Annotated in this window: 23 protein-coding genes and 1 pseudogene; 9 read left to right on the top strand and 15 right to left on the bottom strand. The window is 54.0% G+C overall.

All coding sequences use genetic code 11. From position 1 onward, the window contains the following. Nucleotides 1–16: 16 nt before the first annotated feature. From AAH446_RS18185 to AAH446_RS18155, 7 genes are all read right to left on the bottom strand, one after another. Entirely contained in the window at nt 17–1,009 is a 993-nt protein-coding gene (locus tag AAH446_RS18185; protein ID WP_342908080.1) for a sulfate ABC transporter substrate-binding protein, read from the bottom strand. Nucleotides 1,010–1,153: 144 nt separating this feature from the next. Next, nucleotides 1,154–2,116 (bottom strand): 6-phosphofructokinase, encoded by a 963-nt coding sequence (gene pfkA, locus AAH446_RS18180; RefSeq protein ID WP_342908079.1) that lies wholly within the window; start codon nt 2,114–2,116, stop codon nt 1,154–1,156. Between the two features lie 207 nt (nt 2,117–2,323). Then, a complete protein-coding gene (gene fieF, locus AAH446_RS18175) occupies nt 2,324–3,226 on the bottom strand; it encodes a CDF family cation-efflux transporter FieF (RefSeq protein ID WP_342908078.1) in 903 nt (300 codons plus the stop codon). 214 nt (nt 3,227–3,440) lie between these two features. After that, nucleotides 3,441–3,740 (bottom strand): TM2 domain-containing protein, encoded by a 300-nt coding sequence (locus AAH446_RS18170; protein ID WP_342908077.1) that lies wholly within the window; start codon nt 3,738–3,740, stop codon nt 3,441–3,443. Between the two features lie 117 nt (nt 3,741–3,857). After that, nucleotides 3,858–4,097 (bottom strand): ogr/Delta-like zinc finger family protein, encoded by a 240-nt coding sequence (locus AAH446_RS18165; protein WP_306209025.1) that lies wholly within the window; start codon nt 4,095–4,097, stop codon nt 3,858–3,860. 328 nt (nt 4,098–4,425) lie between these two features. Further along, on the bottom strand, nt 4,426–5,358 hold the full coding sequence (locus AAH446_RS18160; RefSeq protein ID WP_342908076.1) for a hypothetical protein: 933 nt from the start codon (nt 5,356–5,358) through the stop codon (nt 4,426–4,428). Further along, nucleotides 5,355–5,555, bottom strand: a complete 201-nt coding sequence (locus AAH446_RS18155) for a multidrug ABC transporter ATPase (RefSeq protein WP_342908075.1) — start codon at nt 5,553–5,555, stop codon at nt 5,355–5,357. Before AAH446_RS18155 ends, AAH446_RS18160 begins: the two co-directional genes overlap by 4 nt. A gap of 402 nt (nt 5,556–5,957) precedes the next feature. Here AAH446_RS18155 and AAH446_RS18150 point away from each other — a divergent pair. Next, nucleotides 5,958–6,608, top strand: a pseudogene (locus AAH446_RS18150) (phage integrase); the annotation flags it as partial. A 189-nt stretch (nt 6,609–6,797) separates the two neighbouring features. On the opposite strand, the gene cpxP reads toward AAH446_RS18150, so the two are convergent. Next, nucleotides 6,798–7,307 (bottom strand): cell-envelope stress modulator CpxP, encoded by a 510-nt coding sequence (gene cpxP, locus AAH446_RS18145; RefSeq protein ID WP_342908074.1) that lies wholly within the window; start codon nt 7,305–7,307, stop codon nt 6,798–6,800. A gap of 152 nt (nt 7,308–7,459) precedes the next feature. On the opposite strand from cpxP, the gene cpxR reads away from it, so the two are divergent. From cpxR to trmL, 3 genes are read left to right on the top strand one after another with little or no spacing between them, the layout of a single operon-like run. Further along, nucleotides 7,460–8,158, top strand: a complete 699-nt coding sequence (gene cpxR, locus AAH446_RS18140) for an envelope stress response regulator transcription factor CpxR (RefSeq protein WP_342908073.1) — start codon at nt 7,460–7,462, stop codon at nt 8,156–8,158. Further along, nucleotides 8,155–9,531, top strand: a complete 1,377-nt coding sequence (gene cpxA, locus AAH446_RS18135) for an envelope stress sensor histidine kinase CpxA (protein ID WP_342908072.1) — start codon at nt 8,155–8,157, stop codon at nt 9,529–9,531. Before cpxR ends, cpxA begins: the two co-directional genes overlap by 4 nt. 54 nt (nt 9,532–9,585) lie before the next feature. Then, nucleotides 9,586–10,056: a tRNA (uridine(34)/cytosine(34)/5-carboxymethylaminomethyluridine(34)-2'-O)-methyltransferase TrmL gene (gene trmL, locus AAH446_RS18130; RefSeq protein ID WP_342908071.1), complete on the top strand. Its 471-nt coding sequence runs from the start codon at nt 9,586–9,588 to the stop codon at nt 10,054–10,056. A 55-nt stretch (nt 10,057–10,111) separates the two neighbouring features. Here trmL and cysE read toward each other — a convergent pair whose 3' ends face one another. From cysE to AAH446_RS18105, 5 genes are all read right to left on the bottom strand, one after another. Next, nucleotides 10,112–10,933, bottom strand: coding sequence for a serine O-acetyltransferase (gene cysE / locus AAH446_RS18125; RefSeq protein WP_342908070.1), 822 nt, complete (start codon nt 10,931–10,933; stop codon nt 10,112–10,114). A 65-nt stretch (nt 10,934–10,998) separates the two neighbouring features. Next, on the bottom strand, nt 10,999–12,018 hold the full coding sequence (gpsA, locus tag AAH446_RS18120; RefSeq protein WP_342908069.1) for an NAD(P)H-dependent glycerol-3-phosphate dehydrogenase: 1,020 nt from the start codon (nt 12,016–12,018) through the stop codon (nt 10,999–11,001). Next, nucleotides 12,018–12,482, bottom strand: coding sequence for a protein-export chaperone SecB (gene secB, locus AAH446_RS18115; protein WP_342908068.1), 465 nt, complete (start codon nt 12,480–12,482; stop codon nt 12,018–12,020). Before secB ends, gpsA begins: the two co-directional genes overlap by 1 nt. Before the next feature lie 51 nt (nt 12,483–12,533). After that, entirely contained in the window at nt 12,534–12,785 is a 252-nt protein-coding gene (gene grxC / locus AAH446_RS18110; protein WP_342908067.1) for a glutaredoxin 3, read from the bottom strand. A 15-nt stretch (nt 12,786–12,800) separates the two neighbouring features. Then, nucleotides 12,801–13,232, bottom strand: a complete 432-nt coding sequence (locus tag AAH446_RS18105) for a rhodanese-like domain-containing protein (RefSeq protein ID WP_342908066.1) — start codon at nt 13,230–13,232, stop codon at nt 12,801–12,803. 328 nt (nt 13,233–13,560) lie between these two features. Between AAH446_RS18105 and envC the strand changes: the two genes are divergently transcribed. The 4 genes from envC to AAH446_RS18085 all read left to right on the top strand — a co-directional run bounded on the left by envC (nt 13,561) and on the right by AAH446_RS18085 (nt 18,013). Beyond that, a complete protein-coding gene (envC, locus tag AAH446_RS18100) occupies nt 13,561–14,868 on the top strand; it encodes a murein hydrolase activator EnvC (protein WP_342908065.1) in 1,308 nt (435 codons plus the stop codon). A gap of 3 nt (nt 14,869–14,871) precedes the next feature. Continuing rightward, nucleotides 14,872–15,810, top strand: coding sequence for a divergent polysaccharide deacetylase family protein (locus tag AAH446_RS18095; protein WP_463322835.1), 939 nt, complete (start codon nt 14,872–14,874; stop codon nt 15,808–15,810). 66 nt (nt 15,811–15,876) lie between these two features. Next, nucleotides 15,877–17,112: a glycosyltransferase gene (locus AAH446_RS18090; protein WP_342908064.1), complete on the top strand. Its 1,236-nt coding sequence runs from the start codon at nt 15,877–15,879 to the stop codon at nt 17,110–17,112. Next, complete coding sequence (locus tag AAH446_RS18085) at nt 17,105–18,013, top strand: hypothetical protein (RefSeq protein WP_342908063.1); 909 nt, start codon at nt 17,105–17,107, stop codon at nt 18,011–18,013. The genes AAH446_RS18090 and AAH446_RS18085 overlap by 8 nt, the downstream gene beginning before the upstream one ends. A gap of 55 nt (nt 18,014–18,068) precedes the next feature. Here the strand turns inward: AAH446_RS18085 and tdh are convergent, their stop codons facing one another. Further along, nucleotides 18,069–19,097 carry an L-threonine 3-dehydrogenase gene (gene tdh, locus AAH446_RS18080; protein ID WP_342908062.1) on the bottom strand — a complete coding sequence of 343 codons (1,029 nt, stop codon included), beginning with the start codon at nt 19,095–19,097 and terminating at the stop codon, nt 18,069–18,071. 11 nt (nt 19,098–19,108) lie between these two features. After that, nucleotides 19,109–20,305, bottom strand: a complete 1,197-nt coding sequence (locus AAH446_RS18075) for a glycine C-acetyltransferase (RefSeq protein ID WP_342908061.1) — start codon at nt 20,303–20,305, stop codon at nt 19,109–19,111. Between the two features lie 231 nt (nt 20,306–20,536). Between AAH446_RS18075 and rfaD the strand changes: the two genes are divergently transcribed. Continuing rightward, nucleotides 20,537–21,469, top strand: coding sequence for an ADP-glyceromanno-heptose 6-epimerase (rfaD, locus tag AAH446_RS18070; RefSeq protein WP_342908060.1), 933 nt, complete (start codon nt 20,537–20,539; stop codon nt 21,467–21,469). The last annotated feature ends 2 nt before the right edge of the window (nt 21,470–21,471 follow it).

The raw sequence follows: 21,471 nt of genomic DNA, 5'->3' as shown, positions 1-21,471 counted from the left end.
TGATGCCTCAGCAAGACTAGCGTTTCATCGCCCGATCGTACGTACCGCCATCGGCAAAGTGCGTTGCCTGCGCCGCTGTCCAGCCGCCGAATTTCGGATCATCAATGGTAAATAATTTTACCGGCGCAAATTTATCCGCATACTTTTTCAGGACGTCAGCATCGCGTGGGCGATAGTAATTACGGGCCACAATCTCCTGGCCTTCCGGAGAGTAAAGGTATTTTAAATATTCGCCGGCAACTTTACGGGTGCCTCGGTCGTCGACCACCCTATCGACCAGGGAAACGGTAGGCTCGGCCAGAATGGATTCCGCAGGCGTAACAATTTCAAACTGGTCTTTGCCCAGCTTGTTAACCGCAAGATAAGCTTCATTTTCCCAGGCGATCAGGACATCGCCGATGCCGCGCTCAACGAAGGTGTTCGTCGCGCCCCGCGCGCCGGAATCCTGTACTTCTACATTTTTGAACAACGCTTTGATATACGCCAGCGCCTTCGCTTTATCGCCATTGTTATGATCCAGCGCCCAGCCCCAGGCAGCCAGATAGTTCCAGCGCGCGCCACCAGAGGTTTTAGGATTTGGCGTAATAACGGAGACACCCGGCTTGATTAAATCCTGCCAGTCATGGATCTGTTTCGGATTGCCCTTACGTACCAGGAAAACGATGGTGGAGGTGTAAGGGGCTGAATTTTCCGGAAGGCGCTTTATCCACGCTTTGTCGATGCGCCCGCGCGCGGCGATACCATCCACATCGGAGGCCAGCGCCAGCGTAACCACATCGGCACGGATACCGTTAATCACTGAAGTGGCCTGCTTGCCGGAGCCGCCATGCGACTGGCGGATCACCACGGTGTCTCCGGTCTCCTGCTTATAATGTGCGCTAAAAGCTTTATTGTACTGCTCGTAGAGCTCACGTGTAGGATCGTAGGAGACATTCAGTAGCTGAATATCCTTTGCCAGTACGCTGCCAGAAACCAGTAATAACGCTATTCCCGCCTGCCACTTCTTCATTGCCTGCTCCCCATTAATCAGTGCTTAAAGGGAGCGTGACACAAAGCGGTCAATGAATTAAAGAATAAAAAAAATTCCTTAATAACTTACAGGAATATATGAAGGCATAAAAAAGGGCGCTGGAATTTCAGCGCCCTGATGGGATTAGTAGAGTTTTTTCGCCGTTTCCAGCCAGTCGCCTTTAAAAGGACGTTTCATATTTTCAATAGCGTCAATGATGTCGTGATGGACCATTTTCTCATTCTGAATGCCGACGCAGCGGCCGCCGTAACCCTGAAGCAGCAGTTCAATAGAGTAGGCGCCCATGCGGGAGGCGAGAATACGGTCATAGGCGACCGGCGCGCCACCACGCTGAATGTGGCCCAGCACCGTGGCGCGAGTTTCACGATGGGTTTCCGCCTCAATATATTTCGCCAGCTCGTCGATATCACAGATGTGTTCAGTGATGGCCACGATAGCGTGCTTTTTGCCTTTTTCAATTCCCGCTTTGATCTCTGAAACCAGCTCTTCGCGGGTATAAGGGATTTCCGGCAGCACAATGAATTCGCAACCGCCTGCTATCGCGGCAGCCAGGGTCAGATCGCCACAGTAGCGCCCCATCACTTCCACGATAGAAATGCGCTGATGGGATGAGGAAGTATCACGCAGGCGGTCAATGGCTTCGACCACGGTTTCCAGCGCGGTAAAATAGCCAATGGTGTAGTCGGTGCCCGCCACGTCGTTATCAATGGTGCCCGGCAGACCGATGCACGGGAAGCCCATTTCGGTCAGACGCTTGGCCCCCATATAAGATCCATCACCGCCGATCACCACCAGCGCATCAATGCCGCGCTTTTTCATATTTTCGATTGCGGCGGCGCGCACGGACTCTTCGCGAAATTCCGGAAAGCGGGCGGAACCCAGGAAAGTCCCGCCGCGATTGATCATATCGGATACGCTGTAGCGGTCCAGGTTAACCATACGATCTTCATATAAGCCCAGATAGCCATCATAAATACCACACACTTCCAACCCTTCGCTCAACGCAGCCCGGACCACGCCTCTGATGGCTGCGTTCATACCCGGCGCGTCGCCGCCACTTGTCAGTACACCGATTTTTTTAATCATGACAACCTCTGAACTTGTTGATGCAAATTATGAATTCTGGACGCCGGGGGGTTCGACGCATGAGGGCGAGCTTACCGACTAATGAAGGCAATAGTATATCAAAGCCTGTGAGCTGAATTGATTCAGGTCAGGCATCATTCGGCTATTTTTTCTGCTCAGCATCACGTTTTCGGCCCTGAAAACGCTAACCTTTTAATTAATTTCACATTATAACTCAGCATCATGCTGAGGCGGCGAAAACGTTGCTGAACAGGGATCAAGGTGGATGATGATATCGGAACCCGGGAACCTGTTCAGCAGGGCTTTTTCGACCTGTTCAGCGATGCTGTGCGCCTCACAGAGCGGAAAATTATCGTCCATTTCCAGATGCAGCTGAATGAAACGGGTCGGGCCCGATTGCCTTGTGCGAATATCGTGCGCGCCGTTCACGCCGGGCCAGCCTGACGCAATCCCCACGATGGCCAGCCGCTCCTCATCAGGCAGCGCCCGGTCCAGCAGCGCCTGCACGGCTTCATAGCCCATGCGCAGGGCGTTGTAGAGGATCCAGACGCCGATTCCGAGTGCGAATAAAGCATCGGCCCGCTTAAATCCATACCAGCTGAGCGCCAGCGCCAGCAGAATGGCGCCGTTCATTATTACGTCGGACTGATAGTGAAGCATATCGGCACGAATTGCCAGACTGTGGGTTTTCCGTACGACCCAGCGCTGAAAGGTCACCAGTATCAGCGTGGCGAACAGGGCAATCAGCGTGACCACAATACCGACCAGCGGCGCGCGCATTTCTGCCGGTGAGGCCAGATGTTGTAAACCCGTCAGGAAGAGAAACAGCGCGGAGCCGGAAATAAACATACTTTGCGCCAGCGCGGCCAGGGACTCCGCTTTGCCGTGTCCAAAAGTATGTTCTTCGTCAGCGGGCTGAAGCGAATAGCGAACCACGAAAAGGTTGGTCAGGGAGGCGGCGATATCGACCAGCGAATCCACCAACGCCGCCAGCAGACTGACCGAACCGGTGTACCACCAGGCAAAAATCTTCACCAACAGCAGCAGCGAAGCCAGGCAGGTCGCCGCCAGCGCCGCCGAATTGACCAGGCGTGCGTAGTGTTTATCCATGCCACACTCCGTTCAGGTAAGTGGCGTAAGTATACTGGATCTTAGGCAAAAAAAACCCCGCCATCATGGCGGGGAAGACAGGGATGGTGTCCCGAAATTACACACACGACGTTGAAATAAAAGGATTTATTTCTGTCAGTGCCCACGCATTGACCACATCATAAAAAAAACCCGCTCACTGAGCGGGTTTCATTATTGCCTTAAGACGAAAAATTCAGCCATATTTTTTGGCGAAATCTTCATCAGATGAGCACAGATACAGGATGAATTCGATAAAGGCGATGATCGCAGGGATGAACGTCCAGCAGAAAATCAGATACAAAATGCCTTGGCCAACCCGCCCCAGATAGAATTTATGAACCCCAAAACCACCTAGGAAGAAAGCCAGAAGTGCAGCAGCAATCCTGCTTTTTTGCCCTGCCTCAGAACCTTGAGTTGCCCCACAATGCGGACACGCTTTGGCTGAACTGTGAATTTCTTTTCCACAACCACGACAAAAAACCATTCCAGACATATAAAACTCCATCTTCATAAATTTTAAAAAGTTACATTTGAGTTATCGGCACTGACTTGATTTGTTTTAGTTCTGATACAAAAAACCCCGCTGAGCGGGGTCAATTATCTATAAAATTCAGAGTGATAAGGCTAACTGGTTTTCACCGTAATTTGACCGCGGGAAAATGTCTGTTGGCACTGTATGCGCCGCAACAGGGGTTACGTTATTCAGGAAATGCTCTACGGCATCAAGCGTGGTAAAAGCACTACCACAACTGAGATTATTACACTGATGGTAACTGCGTCTTACCTCATTGCTGAGCATTACGCTGGTACGGGTTTTCGCGCTGGCACCACATTTCGGACAGGTGAACATAACACCTCACCACAATATGATTAAACTCAGGCGCATTTTAAGACGTATCTGATATAAAATCTATTCTGTTTCGCTTGTTTCTTCATCAGCATCCCATGTGGTTACCTACCCCCCTTAGCGCGCGACTGCTCCCCCGCCTCGCCCGCGCATAAAAAGGGTGCCTTTTTTTGCACTTTTGCAGTCAACAGGAAACCGCGCCAGTGCTGGCCTCACAGGGCTTTAGCAAGCAACCAAAACCTGTGCAAATAAATGCAATTTGTTGCAGCGATTGCACCCCATAAAAAAAGCCCCTCAACTGAGGGGCTTCATACCGCTGTTTAGATATTAATTATTTGAGTTGCTGTGGTAATCCATTTGGTAACAAGTCAGCTGTAAGCGACTTGGAATGCTCTTTATCTTTTTCTTCAGCATCTTTGAATTTATTATAAGTATCTGAATCAAAGAAAGAAATTGTCTCTATTTCGTCAAAACAAATTAGCGTGCGGAAATCCTGTATCTCAACCCTTGGCTTAGCCTCCTGACCTTCGAGTAATGGAGGCGGCTCAAGCAACTTTCCCTCTGGAGTCATCAATCCGCTTTCGACATACAATCTCTTGTAGTTTGAGGTGACATGGGTGACTAAAGTGTCTTTATCTCTATAACCACTGAGCATTGGGATCATTTGAAGATACTCAGCTTTCCCGTTATCAAATTTCGGGCAGATAACAATGCCAACATAGAATTTTCTTGAGCCAAGCGTTATCAGCAGCAGGTACTGCCTCACTGAGGCCTCAATAAGCAATGCTTCCTGATGATTGTCGTTTACAGCTGAAGCCAGCGCGAAGGCTCTACGGTCTGCACCCCATCTCAGCCAGGCAAAGAAAGGCAACACTAAACGCGCCGTAATTAGAGCCAGCAAAATTGATGTAACGCCCCAAACCAACACTTTAAGATCACTAAAACTTAGATTGCCATTGGTAGTCACGGCACTACCGGCAGGTACAGGATGATTAGTGTTAAGAGGGAACAGTCGCGCAACCAGTTCTTTATCAAAAAAGTGATGCGACAGCATCCAGTTGTATAAATCGCGAAGAACGTCAGAATAACTGAGGAGGGAGCAGAGGACCCATGACAAAGCGGAGAATAGCCCGCCCCACATTGCGACATAAAAATAAGCGCCCCAACCTTCGGCGCGCTTAAGTTTATAACGGATTGTTAGGGAATTAATCGAGAATATATAACCACTTAAAATCAAGAACGCCAGACTTAACGTGTTTATCACTTCGAACTATCTTCCTTAATACCGCCCAGTTTTGAAATCTGTTTAGCAATGCTTTTCTTAACAGAGGCATTGTTAAGATCAAGGGAAACCTGGCCGTCGCGGCTGATGGTGTAAGAGCCACGGTTTTCTTTCAATGCCTTCATCAAGCTTGAGCGCGTGTTGAAAGGGTTACGTCCTGCAAACGTTAGAAAACTCATGAAACCTCCTAGGGGAATCCCACGCTAACTATATAACGGACATACATTTTTCAGCGTGATATCTGGTAATCCAAAAATAAACAGTTCAATTTCACTTATGTTTTGGACGTTTTTTGTGAAATTGGGCAAACGTTTTATAACAATGTAGCTTAAGGGGCAATAAAATTTACTCACTGAGCTAATATTTTTTTTGCACATACTACATGTAGTGTTTAGCCCTTCTAAAAACACTAATGGCCGTAACACTTAGTAAATTATCGCCATTTCGTGATTATACTTTAGACATTTATCTCACAACGCCGTTCTGGCAAACAGTGGATAAATGCTGAAATCAGCCCTCAATTGCGGCCTTTGCTCAGTGTATCGAACGTCCGCTCGATACGGCGTAAGCTCCATCCCATAATGCACTTAAGGGAAGGCATTTCGGCAAGCACTATTAATCGGGATCTTTACCGGCTTTCAGGCATGTTTACCACGCTCATTAAGCTGGAAGAGTTTCACGGCGAAAATCCCGCTGCCGGCCTTCCTCCACTGAAGCAGGATCAGCCTGATGTGGTTTATCTGGAACACAGTGAGATTGCTGATTTGCTCTCAGCCACAAAAGGGGATGAGCATTTGATTTCCCTGTTGTGCCTGAGTACCGGCGCACGATGGAGCGAAGCAGATAAACTCACCTCCTCTCAGGTCACCATGAGAAGGGTGCGATACCTGAACACCAAGAATGGCAAAAATCGCATCATACCGATATCAGCAGAACTTCAGGCTTTGCTGAAAGCCAAAGGGCCGGGGAGACTTTTTAAGGTGGATTACGAGAAGTATTGTGATCTGCTGAGGGAGGTTAAGCCGGACTTACCCAGGGGACAGGCAACACACGTATTGCGTCACACCTTTGCCAGCCACTTCATGATGAACGGTGGGAACATAATCACGCTGCGGGATATTTTGGGTCATGCCAGCATTGAACAGACGATGGTTTATGCGCATTTCGCGCCAGACTTTCTTCAACATGCGGTGACACTGAACCCTTTGAAAGGCGGAATTTCGTGCCCATAAACTGTCCATAAATGACCATATCGCGCCCTTTTTCTAACTGGCTCTAACTGGCTCTAACTGCTTAACAGCATCTTATAATTCATTATAAGAACAGGGAAAGCTTGCTAAGTCATTGATAAAAAAAACCCCGCCATCATGGCGGGGAAGACAGGGATGGTGTCTATGGCAAGGAAAAACAGGGATACTATGTTACTGGTTACTGCCGGTACTACTCACTGCCTGCAACGATGATGCCTGTTGCATGTTCGTCAGCTCACGCATTTCGTTCATGCGCTGCCGGTGGTTCTGTTTCAGGACGTCCTGCTGAGCGGGCGTTAACAGGTGATACATCTGGTTTCTGACCCGGGCCATCTCGACCTGTTGAGCCATTTCCGCCTGAGTAATCCTGTTCAGCTGCGCTTTGTAGGCCGCTTCGTCAAATTTATCTGCAACTATCAGTTCGTGCAGCTGCTCGTAATCGTTAATGCTTATGGGAGAACGGTCATGACGCGCCTGCTGCATCAAATCCCGCATCTGTCGACGCTGCTCTTCAGAAAGTTTGATGCCATCAAACATGTGAGACTGCGGAATATGCGTCATAATGCGTGGCGCTGCGTTGTCATGATGCACCCCGTCAATCGTCATCACTTCTGTAGCCCAAGCGGCGGAGAGGCTTAGCATCAGCGCCGGAACCACAACGACGGCGGTAACTTTGCGCATCGTTTACTCCCAAGTTGGTTTCCATATTTCGATTCAACGAGAGCCAGTCTACGGGGACACCTGCAAACATGCGTCAGGGGGTGTAAAACTACGTAAAGTCATGGATTGACAGCATTCGTTCACGGTATTTTGCCTGCGGAGGGCGATAAAAAATGAATAAGATCTTGTTGGTTGACGACGATCGCGAATTAACTTCGCTGCTAAAAGAATTACTGGAAATGGAAGGGTTTGACGTGGTGGTTGCCGGTGACGGCGAACAGGCGCTGGCCTTACTGGATAACACAATCGATTTGCTTTTACTTGACGTGATGATGCCGAAGAAAAACGGCATAGATACCCTGAAAGAGCTGCGTCAGCAGCATCAGACGCCGGTTATTATGCTGACGGCCCGCGGAAGCGAGCTTGACCGCGTTCTCGGCCTCGAACTGGGGGCCGATGACTATCTGCCTAAGCCCTTTAACGATCGCGAGCTGGTGGCCCGCATACGCGCTATTTTGCGCCGTTCGAACTGGAGCGAGCAGCAGCATCAGCACGATACGAGTTCACCAACCCTTGAGGTGGATCACCTTCGTCTTAACCCCGGCCGTCAGGAGGCCAGCTTCGACGATTTAACGCTCGATTTGACCGGCACAGAATTTACGCTGCTCTACCTGCTTGCCCAGCATTTGGGTCAGGTTGTTTCGCGTGAACATTTGAGCCAGGAAGTGCTGGGTAAACGCCTGACGCCGTTTGACCGCGCCATTGATATGCACATTTCTAATCTTCGCCGGAAGCTCCCTGAACGCAAGGATGGTCACCCGTGGTTTAAAACCCTGCGTGGCCGGGGCTATTTGATGGTTTCTGCTACATGATTTCCAGCCTGACGACCCGCATCTTTGCCATTTTCTGGCTGACCCTGGCGCTGGTGCTGATGCTGGTGTTGATGGTGCCCAAGCTTGATACCCGTCAGCTAACGCCGCTGCTCGACAGTGAGCAGCGGCAGGGCACCATGATCGAACAACACGTCGAGGCGGAGCTGATCCAGGATCCGCCGAACGATTTAATGTGGTGGCGCAGGCTGTTTCGCGCCATCGATAAATGGGCGCCGCCCGGACAGCGTTTGCTGCTGGTCACCAGCGAAGGGCGGGTGATCGGTGCGCAGCACAATGAAATGCAGGTTATCCGTAATTTTATCGGGCAGTCCGATAACGCCGACCACCCCCAGAAGAAGAAATATGGCCGGGTGGAGATGGTCGGGCCTTTCTCAGTGCATGACGGCGAGGATAATTATCAGCTTTACCTGATCCGTCCCGCCGGCAGCTCCCAGCTAGATTTTATCAATCTGCTGTTTGACCGGCCGCTGCTGCTGCTCATTGTCACCATGCTGATCAGCTCCCCGCTGCTGCTGTGGCTCGCCTGGAGTCTGGCGAAGCCCGCCCGTAAGCTGAAACACGCGGCCGACGACGTGGCGGCCGGTAATCTCCGTCAGCGGCCCGAACTGGAAGCTGGCCCGCAGGAGTTTCTGGCGGCTGGATCCAGCTTTAACCAGATGGTCAGCGCTCTTGAGCGCATGATGACGGCGCAGCAGCGCCTGCTTTCCGATATCTCGCACGAGCTGCGTACGCCTCTGACGCGCCTTCAGTTAGCCACCGCGCTGATGCGCCGTCGTCACGGTGAAGCGAAGGAGCTACAGCGTATTGAGATGGAAGCGCAGCGTCTTGACGGCATGATCAACGACCTGCTGGTACTTTCCCGTACGCAGCATAAAAATGCGCTGGTCAGTGAGACAATGAAGGCGAATCAGCTCTGGTCGGGCGTGCTGGAAGACGCCATATTTGAAGCCGAGCAGATGGGAAAAACGCTGGAAGTGCCCTATCCGCCAGGTCCGTGGCCGCTTTATGGCAACCCCAGCGCGCTGGAAAGCGCGCTTGAGAATATTGTGCGCAACGCGTTGCGCTACTCTTACTCAAAAATTGCCGTCAGTTTCTCCGTCGACAAGCTGGGCATCACGGTACACGTTGATGACGATGGCCCGGGGATCAGCGAAGAGGACCGTGAGCAGATCTTCCGGCCGTTCTATCGTACTGACGAGGCCAGAGATCGGGAATCTGGCGGTACGGGTCTGGGTCTGGCGATTGTTGAAACCGCCATTCAGCAGCACCGCGGCTGGGTGAAGGCCGATGACAGCCCGCTGGGCGGCCTGCGCCTGACGCTCTGGCTCCCGCTCTACTCCAGCAAGGCCTGATTCCTGCCGGGAAATTTGCTATGCTTCGGCCCTCGAAAAAGGGGGCCGACGCCGATGCTGAATATTGTTTTATTTGAACCTGAAATTCCGCCGAATACCGGCAACATTATCCGGCTTTGCGCCAATACCGGCTTCCGGCTCCATCTGATTGAGCCGATGGGATTTGCCTGGGACGATAAGCGTCTGCGACGGGCGGGCCTGGATTACCATGAATTTACGGCGGTTCAGCGGCACGCGGATTATGCTGCTTTTGTTGACTCTGAAGCGCCGCAGCGCCTGTTTGCACTGACGACCAAAGGGACACCTGCCCATAGCGCGGTAAGCTATCAGGCCGGCGATTATCTGCTTTTCGGTCCGGAGACGAGAGGCCTGCCGCCGGAGATCCTCAATGCACTGCCGGCACAGCAGAAAATCCGCATCCCTATGCAGCCTGACAGCCGCAGCATGAACCTGTCGAATGCGGTTTCCGTGGTGGTCTATGAGGCGTGGCGCCAGCTGGGTTACGCGGGCGCGCAGGGGAAATAAACGGACGCTACAAGGTGGCCATCAGGGCGGCGCAGTCCGCCGTCAGCAGTACAAATCAGATCCCGTCGCCAAATTCGAAGCCTGGCACCGTGCCATTGAAATGCTGATCCATTTCCATTGAGGGTTTATCGCTGCCGGGTTTCCCCACGATACGCGCGGGCACGCCAGCGGCGGTGGTATGCGGCGGGACAGGCTGAAGCACCACGGAGCCGGCGCCAATTTTCGCACCCCGCCCCACTTCGATATTACCGAGGATTTTTGCGCCAGCGCCGATCATGACGCCTTCGCGTATTTTAGGGTGACGATCGCCGCTGGTCTTACCGGTGCCGCCCAGCGTGACTGACTGAAGAATGGAAACATCATCTTCAACGATAGCCGTTTCGCCGATCACAATGCCGGTAGCGTGGTCCAGCATGATCCCCCGCCCAATCTTCGCGGCGGGATGAATATCCACGGCAAACGAAACGGACACCTCATTTTGCAGATAGATGGCCAGCGCACGGCGGCCTTCATCCCACAGCCAGTGACCGATGCGATGCGCCTGTAACGCATGGAAGCCTTTCAGATAGAGCAAGGGCGTGGAGTATTTATCGATCGCCGGATCGCGCAGGCGTACGGCCTGAATATCGCAGGCGGCAGACTGAATCATGGAGGGATCGAGCCGGTAAGCTTCCTGGACGATCTCGCGGATTGCGATAGCGGGCATAATGGGGTTCGCCAGCTTGTTGGCTAACATGTAGCTCAGCGCGCTGCCGAGATCGTCATGCTTCAGCAGCGTTGCATGATAAAAGCTGGCCAGCATTGGCTCGCAGTCGGCCAGCGCCCGCGCTTCCGCTTTAATATAGTCCCAGACCTTTTCAGGCTCTACGCACGGCATTGCTCTCTCCCCATCAAAAATAGCGTCCGGCGGACGCCGACACGCTACGACGCTAAGCTTCCTTTTCAGCTGTGACTGTTTTCATCCTTCCTTGTACGTCCAAGCAGGCTTAATGCTGCCTCCCGGGCGTTTTTTTCGCAATACAGGATCTGATAAATTTGCTCGGTAATCGGCATCTCCACGCCGTAACGCGCTGCCAGCGCCTTTACTTCTTTGGTATTTCGGAAACCTTCCACTACCTGACCGATGGTTTTTTGCGCGCTGTCCACGTCCGCGCCCTGGCCCAGCATCATGCCGAAGCGGCGGTTACGGGACTGATTGTCCGTACAGGTCAGCACCAGATCGCCCAGGCCCGCCATACCCATAAAGGTCGTGGGGTCGGCGCCCAGTGCGTTACCGAGACGGGTCATTTCGGCCAGGCCACGCGTGATAAGCGCGGTCCGGGCGTTGGCGCCGAAGCCGATGCCGTCCGAAATCCCGGCGCCAATGGCGATAACATTTTTCACCGCGCCGCCGAGCTGTACGCCGATAAAGTCCGGGTTGTTGTAAACGCGGAAGCTTTTGCCGCAGTGCAGCAGGGCCTGGAGATCGTCAGCGAATGTCGCCTCCGTGGCGGCCAGCGCGATGGCGGTGGGCAGGCCTGCGGCCAGCTCTTTTGCAAAGGTTGGGCCTGAGATCACCGCCAGCGGGATCGCTTCGCCAAGAATTTCTCTGGCAACGTCCTGTAGCAGACGCCCGGTCTCTTTTTCCAGACCTTTGGTTGCCCAGACGATGCGCGAATCGGGTCGCAAATGCGGCTTAATTTGCTGTAGAACATCGCCGAACACGTGGCTCGGCACCACCACCAGCAGATCGCGGCTGGCCGAGATGGCGGCGGCTAAATCGCTTTCAAGGCTCAGCGAGTCGGGGAAAGGCACATCGGGCAGAAAAGCGACGTTGCACCGGTCAGCCTGAAGCTGTGCCTGATGCTGTGGATTATGGCCCCATAACACGACCTGATGGCCGTTGCGGGCTAGCGTAATCGCTAAAGCGGTGCCGTAAGATCCGGCACCGATGACGCTCATTGAAGCGTGAGTGAAAGGCATTATGCGTCCTGTTGCGGATCGGCACCTTCGTTTGACTGCTGGAGGTAGTTCATGAACAGCGCGTCAAAGTTGACCGGGGCCAGGTTAAGCTGCGGGAACGTACCGCGGGAGACCAGGCTGGTGATGCATTCGCGCGCGTACGGGAACAGAATATTCGGGCAGTAAGCGCCCAGGCAGTGCGCCATCTGACTGCCGTCGATGCCTGAGACAGAGAAGATACCGGCCTGCTGAACTTCACACAGGAACGCCGTCTCTTCGCCCACGCTCGCCGTCACGGTAACGCGCAAAACGACTTCGTACACTTCATCAGCCAGCTGGCTGGAAGCGGTGTCCAGATCCAGCTTCACTTCCGGTTCCCACTCTTTCTGGAAAACCTGAGGCGCGTTCGGCGCTTCGAAAGAGATATCTTTGGTATAGATACGCTGGATCTGGAAAGACATCTCGGTATTATTTTGTTCTGACATGGTTACGTAATCCTATGGGTTAATAATCCGTTATCGCGCCACTCGCCCATCTTATTTTAACAGCGGGTCGAGACCTTGCCGGCCATCAAGCGCATAAAGGTCGTCACAGCCGCCAATGTGCTGTGCGTCAATAAAAATCTGCGGAACGGTGGTACGGCCGCTGCGTTTGATCATCTCTTCCCGCTTATCAGCATCACCATCTATCGCGATCTCCTGATAATGGACGCCTTTCTCTCTCAGCAGTGCTGTCGCACGGTGACAAAAGGGACACGTTGCTTTGGTGTAGATCTCAACATTAGCCATACCCACTCTCCTGTATTATTTACCGCGTACCAGCGGCAGGTTCTCACCGCTCCAGCCAGCCACGCCATCTTTCAGCACGTAAACTTTCTCGAAGCCCGCTGCGTTCAGCTGCGTTGCCGGTTCAGCGGCGGAGGTACCGTTAGCGCACACCACAATGATCGGCTGCGCTTTGTGTTTTTCCAGGTCGCCAAAGCTGCCTTTTTTGATATCGGCAGCCAGCACGTTAACCGCGTTAGAAATGTGGCCTTTACGGTAGTCATCACGTCCACGTACGTCTACGACAACGGCTTCTTCTTTGTTGATTAAGCGGGTAGCTTCACCACGAGTGACCGTTTTTACTTTGGAGAACATGCCCTTAACGGTGGTCACGATCACCAGAACCAGCAGGACAACCCACGCCAGACTCAGAATGGTATGGTTGCCTGCGAACTGCATAATATCTTGCATGAGGGGTAACAACTCCCGAAAGGGTTAATAAGCTAAAACAAGGCTTCTGAGTATACCTGCCAGTGCAGGCATGTACAGACGTGAAGCCCCCAGAGTAACGTTTTCTGAGGCCCAACTTCAAAAAAAAGAGGCCTGTAGCCTGCCGCTTTTCTGCACCGTCTGTTAACGGCCCGTCTTAGCGGTTAATTATTGTGCGAACAGCCACCCATTTCAGAGATTCCGCCTGCCCCGATCACGCCGCAGCGCGGGGCGCTGTCACCGTTGGAAACGCAAAACCCCCGACAGATCGCTGGTAAGCCGCTGTTCATCGTGGAATAATCCTCCTCCTATGAGGGAAAAAGCGACAGTTTCATTTCAACGAACCCAGGGTAACGGATCGGCCACAGGCGTTCTGTCACGATCGCGCGCGTTCACCCTGTCCGCCTGCATGTTTTACGCAGGCATCCTGCTGCTGCCCGTAGTCAGCCATGCGGCGAACGATAATAAATCCGCGCTGACGACGCTTCAGCAAGATATTGCGGATAAAGAAAAGCGGGTTTTGCAGCAGAAACAGCAGCGTAGCAAGCTACTCAGCCAGTTGCAGAGTCAGGAAAAAATCATCGCCCAGGCCAGTCGGCAGCTGCGCGAAACCCAAATTACCCTCAGCAGCATCAATAAGGATATCGCCACCCTGACCGCCTCGATCGGCAAGCTGCAAACGCAGCAGGCCCGGCAGGAAAAGTTGCTGGCGGATCAGCTCGATGCGGCGTTCCGCCAGGGACAGCACAGCGGTGTCCAGCTTATTCTCAGCGGAGAAGAGAGCCAGCGCAGTGAGCGTATCCTGGCCTATTTTGGCTATCTGAATGACGCCCGCCAGCAATCCATCGACGACCTGAAAAAGACGCGCAGCGATCTGTCCGCCCAGAAAGCGACGCTGGTGGATAAGCAAACCCAGCAAAAATCGCTCCTCACCCAGCAGGAAGCCCAGCAGAAGAAACTGGAAGGGGCTCGTGTCGCGCGCAAGAAAACCATTACCACGCTTGAATCTGCGCTGGAGAAAGAGCAGGCGCAGCTGGTTGAAATGCGCCAGAACGAAAGCCGTCTGCGCGACAAAATTGCCAAAGCGGAACGCGAAGCCCGCGCCAGAGCGGAACGGGAAGCCCGGGAAGCAGAGCAGGTACGCCAGCGCCAGGCGAAAGCGAAAAGCAAAGGCACCACCTATAAGCCAACGGAAAGCGAGCGCTCGCTTATGTCACGGACGGGAGGCCTCGGTCGTCCCGGCGGTCAGGCATACTGGCCGGTCCGCGGCAGCCTTGCGCACCGCTTTGGTGAAAAGATGCAGGGCGAACTACGCTGGAAAGGGCTGGTCATTGACGCGCCTGAAGGCAGGGAAGTTAAAGCCATAGCCGATGGCCGGGTGTTAATGGCCGACTGGCTTCAGGGCTACGGCCTTGTAGTGGTCATTGAACACGGCAAAGGGGATATGAGCCTCTACGGCTATAACCAAAGTGCGCTGGTGAGCGTGGGAACTCAGGTTAAGGCAGGAGAGCCAATCGCGCTGGTCGGTACCAGCGGCGGCCAGGGCACGCCATCACTCTATTTTGAAATCCGACGCCAGGGACAGGCCGTCAACCCACTCCCGTGGTTAGGAAAATAACTTTTGTCATTACTTCGTACACTCAGCGTTACGCTCGCCGGCCTGATGATGGCCAGTTCCGCCCAGGCGGGTAAGCTTGCCATTGTCATTGACGATTTTGGCTACCGCCCGACTCAGGAAAATCAGGTGCTGCAAATGCCCGCCGCGATCTCCGTCGCGGTGCTGCCTAATGCGCCGCACGCCCGTGAAATGGCGACCAAAGCCCACCAGCGCGGACATGAAGTGCTGATCCATCTGCCGATGGCGCCGCTCAGCAAGCAGCCGCTGGAGAAGGATACGCTCTTCCCCACGATGTCCGGCACCGAAATTAGCCGCATCATTCAGCAAGCGATTGCCGACGTGCCTTATGCCGTTGGCTTGAACAACCATATGGGCAGCGCAATGACGTCCAGCCTTCCAGGCATGCAGAAAGTCATGCAGGTGCTGGACCACTATAATTTCTACTTTCTGGACAGCATGACCATTGGTAACAGCCAGTCCACGAAGGCGGCCGCGGGCACCAGCGTGAAGGTGATCAAGCGCCGCGTCTTCCTTGACGATACGCAGAACGAAGCTGACATTCGCAAGCAGTTCAGCCGCGCGGTGCGCCTGGCGCAGCGGAATGGATCGGCCATTGCCATCGGGCACCCGCATCCCACTACGGTACGGGTATTGCAACAAATGCTGCCCACCCTGCCGGCGGATATTACCCTGGTGCGCCCGAGTGACCTGCTGAATGAATCCCAGCAAGGCCACACCAGGCCGCCATCGCCGCCGGCTAAAAAGCCTGCGCCGCCGCGCAATCCTTTCCACGGCGTGGAGAGCTGTCCGGTCAAACTGCAGCCCGTTCCCACCCGTCTTGCGATGACGGTGATAACCGAAAGCATTGCCGACAGCCGGGGGATGCAGTATATAAAAACATATTTTTCGGGATTAAGGCTTAATCCTGAAAACACACCTTAATTTTTCAGCCTCCTTTCCGGAACCACCTACAGGAAGGGCCGGACTGACGGGGACGGAAGCGGCGTGATGGATCAACAGCATAGAAAAATTCTTTTACTCGATACCGGCAACGAATGGGGCGGCGGCACCAACAGCATGCTTGAACTGCTGAAGCGCATCGACCGGAACCAGTTCGATATCCAGTGCTGTTTTTACCACAACTATACCCGTGGTCAGGGCGAATCCATCAGTCAGGTACTGGAGGCGCTCGGGATCCCTGTCATTTTTATCCCTCAGCGCAGGCAACCCCGCTGGGCGAAAATCACGAAAGAGCTACTGCGATCGCTGCTCTTTTTCAGCCGTAAGCTGCGACACAGCGTTACCCGGCGCGTTGATACGCTCTGGCGCATCCGGCCCAACGCCCGCAAAATCAGAGCGATTCTGACCTCACAGCAGTTCGGGGTGCTCTATATGAATAACCAGCCGGGATCGAACGCGGAAGGCTATCTTGCCGTCGACACGCTGCCCGTCACGCTGATTCAGCACTGCCGGATTGAGCCGGTGCTCAGTCGTGAGCTGGTGACGATGGTGAACGGGCGCGTCGATGCCGTGATCGCGGTATCCAATGGCGTACGGGATAAGTTACTGAAAAGCGGCGTCACGGCGGAGAAATGCTTTACGGTCTTTAACGCTATTGATATCTGGCAGCCGCTGCCAGACCGCCAGGCGATGCGACATCAGCTGCTGGACGTGGATGACGATACCTTTGTATTTGGCAGTATCGGCTCGCTCAGCCTCAGAAAGTCGAATCACCACATTCTGGCGGCGCTGGAAAAGTTTGCCGCCGCTTTCCCGGCTGCCCGCTGGCAGATGATCATCCTGGGCGAAGGGCCGGAACTTTCATCACTGCAACGCCAGGCGGAACAAGCTGGCCTTCAGGATCGCATAGTATTCACTGGCTTTCGCAATAACGCACTGGATTACCTCGCCGCGTTTGACGTTTTTATTCTGGCCTCGAAAAGTGAAGGGTTACCCCGCGTCGTGCTGGAAGCTATGCTGTTAAAGACGGCGGTGATAGGCTCACGCGTCACCGGCACCGCTGAGCTGATCGAACATAACAAAACCGGCCTGCTGTTCGACTATGGCGATACGCAGACCCTGTTTGAACAGATGAAAACGCTCTGGCTTGACGCCGGTAAGCGCACGCAGCTCCTTCAGCAGGCCAATGCCAGCGTGAAACAGCACTACGCCATTGAGCATTATGTCTCTGGCGTGGAACTCATTTTGAAAAATGCGGATCATGGAAAACCCTCGCATGTTTGAATTTTTGAATGCTCAGTACCGGCACATTCGTGCCCGTCACAATATCGCCTACCAGAACAGAGACGTTCAGGGGGAAGTTCCGGTCACCTCAGTTGTTATTCCCTGTACGGGCGTGGATTTCATTGAGGAAGCGAAGCTCAGCGCGCTGTTTGCTGCCCGCTTTGCGCCTGGCGCAGAGGAGATCGTCATTGTCAGCGACCGGTCTGCTGAGGAATTTGGCGAGCTGCCCGCTAAAACCCGCGTCGTCACGCTGGTAGTGCCTTTCCGCGAAGAAAATTACCGTTATAAACAGATTTACCGCAGCCGGCTGATTAAGCTTCAGGCGCCGTTACAGGCGAAGACGGAAGGGATTTTGATGATCGATTCCGACCTGAATCTCCTGAAAATGCCGGAAATCCGGATGCATGACGGCCATATTTACTCCAGCTTCCGCCAGGGAAAAATGATCGCCAAGCTGATGAATGCCCCGGAACAGAATCGTCCAGCCTATTACCGCAACAGCGTACGCCCCTTTATCGTCGATCACGTTAACGGTGCCTTTCTGGCGGCGACGCGCCAGACCTGGAAGCGCATTTGCCCGCTGTGGCTGACGCTGTTTCAGGATACCTGGGAGCTGATGGACGATTCCCAGCCGCCGACCGATCAGCTGCCGCTGGCTGCGCTGCTGGATCTGCTGGATATCAAAACGGTCAACCTGGGCGACTGGATGAACTGGCCGGTATCGAAGAAAATCGGCGGCAGCACCGCCGTTATTCCGGAAGAGGTGGTCGGCGCCCACGGCGGTTTCCCGCTGTCGGAATGGCAGAAATATCTCGAATCTGCCGCGACGCCGTTAACGTTCGAAGGTCAGGACTACACCCGTAAAGTCCGCTATCTGACGGATGCGGAAAAGCAGAAGTAAACTGGCTGGAGAAGGATCGGTGGCCTGCCTGTCTGCGGCCACCGACCCCGATGACTCAGTCCCAGTTCAGAATCACTTTGCCGGACTGTCCTGAGCGCATCTGATCGAATCCCTGCTGAAAATCATCGATGCCGAAGCGGTGAGTGATAATGGGGGTGAGGTCAAGTCCGGACTGGATCAGCGCCGCCATTTTGTACCAGGTCTCAAACATTTCCCGGCCATAAATTCCCTTGATAAACAGCCCTTTGAAGATAACCTGATTCCAGTCAATCGACATGTCCGAAGGTGGGATCCCCAGCAGCGCGATGCGTCCGCCGTGGTTCATCACGCTGAGCAGGCTGCGAAAGCCGGCCGGCGCGCCGGACATCTCAAGCCCCACGTCAAAGCCTTCGCTCATGCCTAACTCACGCATCACCTCATCCAGCTTTTCGTGGCTGACATTGACTGCCCGCGTGACGCCCATCTTGCGCGCCAGATCGAGCCGGTAGTCGTTGACGTCAGTGATAACGACGTGACGGGCGCCCACATGTCGGCAGACGGCAGCCGCCATGATCCCGATCGGTCCGGCGCCGCATATCAGCACATCTTCCCCCACCAGATCGAAAGAGAGCGCGGTATGTACAGCGTTGCCGAAGGGATCGAAGATAGCCGCCAGCTCATCGGAAATATTATCGGGGATGCGGAACGCATTGAACGCGGGGATCACCAGATATTCGGCGAAGCAGCCCTGACGGTTAACGCCCACGCCGATAGCGTTACGGCACAGATGGGTACGACCTGCGCGACAGTTTCGACAGTGCCCGCAGGTAATATGCCCCTCGCCGGAAACGCGATCGCCGATGCTGAACCCTTTTACCTCCTGCCCGACGGCGACCACTTCGCCCACATATTCATGGCCAACAATCATCGGCACAGGAATGGTCTTTTGTGACCATTCATCCCAGTTATAAATATGCACATCGGTACCGCAGATGGCGGTTTTGCGGATTTTAATCAGCAGATCGTTATGTCCCGGCTCCGGCACTGGCGCATCATTCACCATCCAGATGCCTTCTTTCGCATGCAGTTTTGCTAACCCTTTCATCACGTCTCCTTTCAGGCGATAACACCCAGTTGCTGACCAATTCGGGTAAAGGCGTCTACCGCCCGCTCCAGCTGCTGCTGGCTGTGATTGGCCGAGATTTGCGTCCGGATGCGCGCCTGGCCCTGCGGTACCACCGGATAGAAGAAGCCGGTGACGTAGATGCCCTCAGCCTGCAAAAGACGTGAAAATTCCTGGGCCAGCTTCGCCTCTCCTAACATCACCGGGATGATGGCGTGATCGGCTCCGGCCAGCGTAAAGCCAGCCTTAGTCATTTCAGTTCTGAAGAACGCCACGTTTTCCCACAGGCGCTGGCGAAGACCGTCACCTTCCATCAGCATGTCCAGAACCTGCAGCGAAGCCGAAACAATGGCCGGCGCCAGTGAGTTGGAGAATAAATAGGGCCGCGACCGCTGGCGCAGCCACTCCACCACCTCTTTTCGCGCCGCCGTATAGCCGCCTGAAGCGCCGCCCAGCGCTTTACCCAGCGTGCCGGTAATAATGTCCACCCGACCCATCACGTCACAATATTCATGCGTTCCGCGTCCGCCCGCACCGACAAAACCCACCGCGTGCGAGTCATCGACCATAACCAGGGCACCGAAGCGGTCAGCCAGATCGCAGATGCCTTTCAGATTAGCGATAACGCCATCCATGGAAAACACGCCGTCGGTGGCGATCATAATATGCCGCGCACCCGCGTCTTTCGCCTCGGTAAGCCGCGCTTCCAGTTCAGCCATATCATTATTGGCATAGCGATAGCGCTTCGCCTTGCACAGCCTGACGCCATCAATGATGGACGCATGGTTAAGCGCGTCGGAGATAACCGCGTCCTCCGGGCCGAGCAGGGTTTCAAAAAGTCCGCCGTTCGCATCAAAACAGGAGGAGTAGAGAATGGCATCTTCCATGCCCAGGAAGGTCGCCAGCTGGTTCTCCAGCGTTTTGTGCGTCTCCTGCGTGCCGCAGATAAAGCGCACGGAAGCCATGCCGAAGCCGTAGCTATCCAGCCCTTCCTTCGCGGCGGAAATCAGCGAGGGGTGGTTTGCCAGTCCAAGGTAGTTATTGGCGCAAAAGTTAATTGCCTGGCCGCCGCCCTCAAGGGTCAGTTCGGCCTGTTGCGCGGAGGTAATGGGCCGCTCCACTTTAAACAGGCCCTCGTCATGCAGGGCGGTAAGCTGGGTTGAAAGCTGTTGATAGAAAGATGAGGGCATTTTTATCCTCCGAAAGGGGCTGAATAGCGAAACATCTTACTGAACGGAACGGAAAGGAACGAGGAAGCCGATCGGGATGTGTGAGTTTCACAGCATAATTAGCGTCAGCAGAGCGCATTCTCCCGCCGTTACGGCGTCATCTGGCTGTCTGCGTCGTGATGAGATGTTATGATAATAGCCATTAGCGCGTGAAACTTTCCGTTTCACCCTCACTCTTTAAGGTTAAAGCTCATGATTATCGTCACTGGCGGCGCGGGATTTATTGGCAGCAACATTATTAAGGCGTTGAATGATAAAGGCCATAAAGACATTCTGGTGGTCGACAACCTGAAAGATGGCACCAAGTTCACCAACTTGGCCGATCTGGATATTGCCGATTATATGGATAAGGAAGATTTCCAGATCGCCATTCTCGCCGATGAAGACTTTGGCGACGTGGAGGCGGTGTTCCATGAAGGTGCCTGCTCTTCCACGACCGAATGGGACGGCAAGTACATGATGGACAATAATTATCAGTACTCCAAGGAGCTGCTTCATTACTGCCTGGATCACCAGATCCCCTTCCTGTATGCCTCCTCAGCAGCCACCTACGGCGGCCGTAACGATAACTTTATCGAAGAGCGCCAGTTCGAGGAGCCGCTGAACGTCTACGGCTACTCCAAAATGCTGTTTGACCATTATGTGCGTGAGGTCCTGCCTGAAGCGCAGTCGCAGATTTGTGGCTTCCGCTATTTTAACGTTTATGGCCCGCGTGAAGGACATAAAGGCAGCATGGCGAGCGTTGCGTTTCATCTGAACACCCAGCTGACGAACGGCGAAAATCCAAAACTGTTCGAAGGCAGCGACGGCTTCAAGCGCGACTTTATTTACGTGGAAGACGTGGCTGCCGTCAACCTGTGGTTCTGGGAAAACAGCGTATCGGGCATCTTCAACTGCGGAACGGGCCGGGCGGAATCTTTCCAGGAAGTGGCGGATGCCGCGCTGAATTATCATCAGAAAGGTGAAATTGAGTACATCCCCTTCCCGGAGAAGCTGAAAGGCCGCTATCAGGCTTACACCCTTGCCGACCTGACTAAACTGCGCGCGGCGGGCTACGACAAGCCGTTTAAAACCGTGGCCGAAGGGGTGGCTGACTACATGGCCTGGCTTAACCGCAAGGCATAACG

This window comes from Erwinia psychrophila (assembly GCF_039023475.1).
Classification (GTDB): Bacteria; Pseudomonadota; Gammaproteobacteria; order Enterobacterales; family Enterobacteriaceae; genus Erwinia.
The sequence above is the reverse complement of the archived record's forward strand: the minus strand, read 5'-3'. Positions and strand labels throughout refer to the sequence as shown.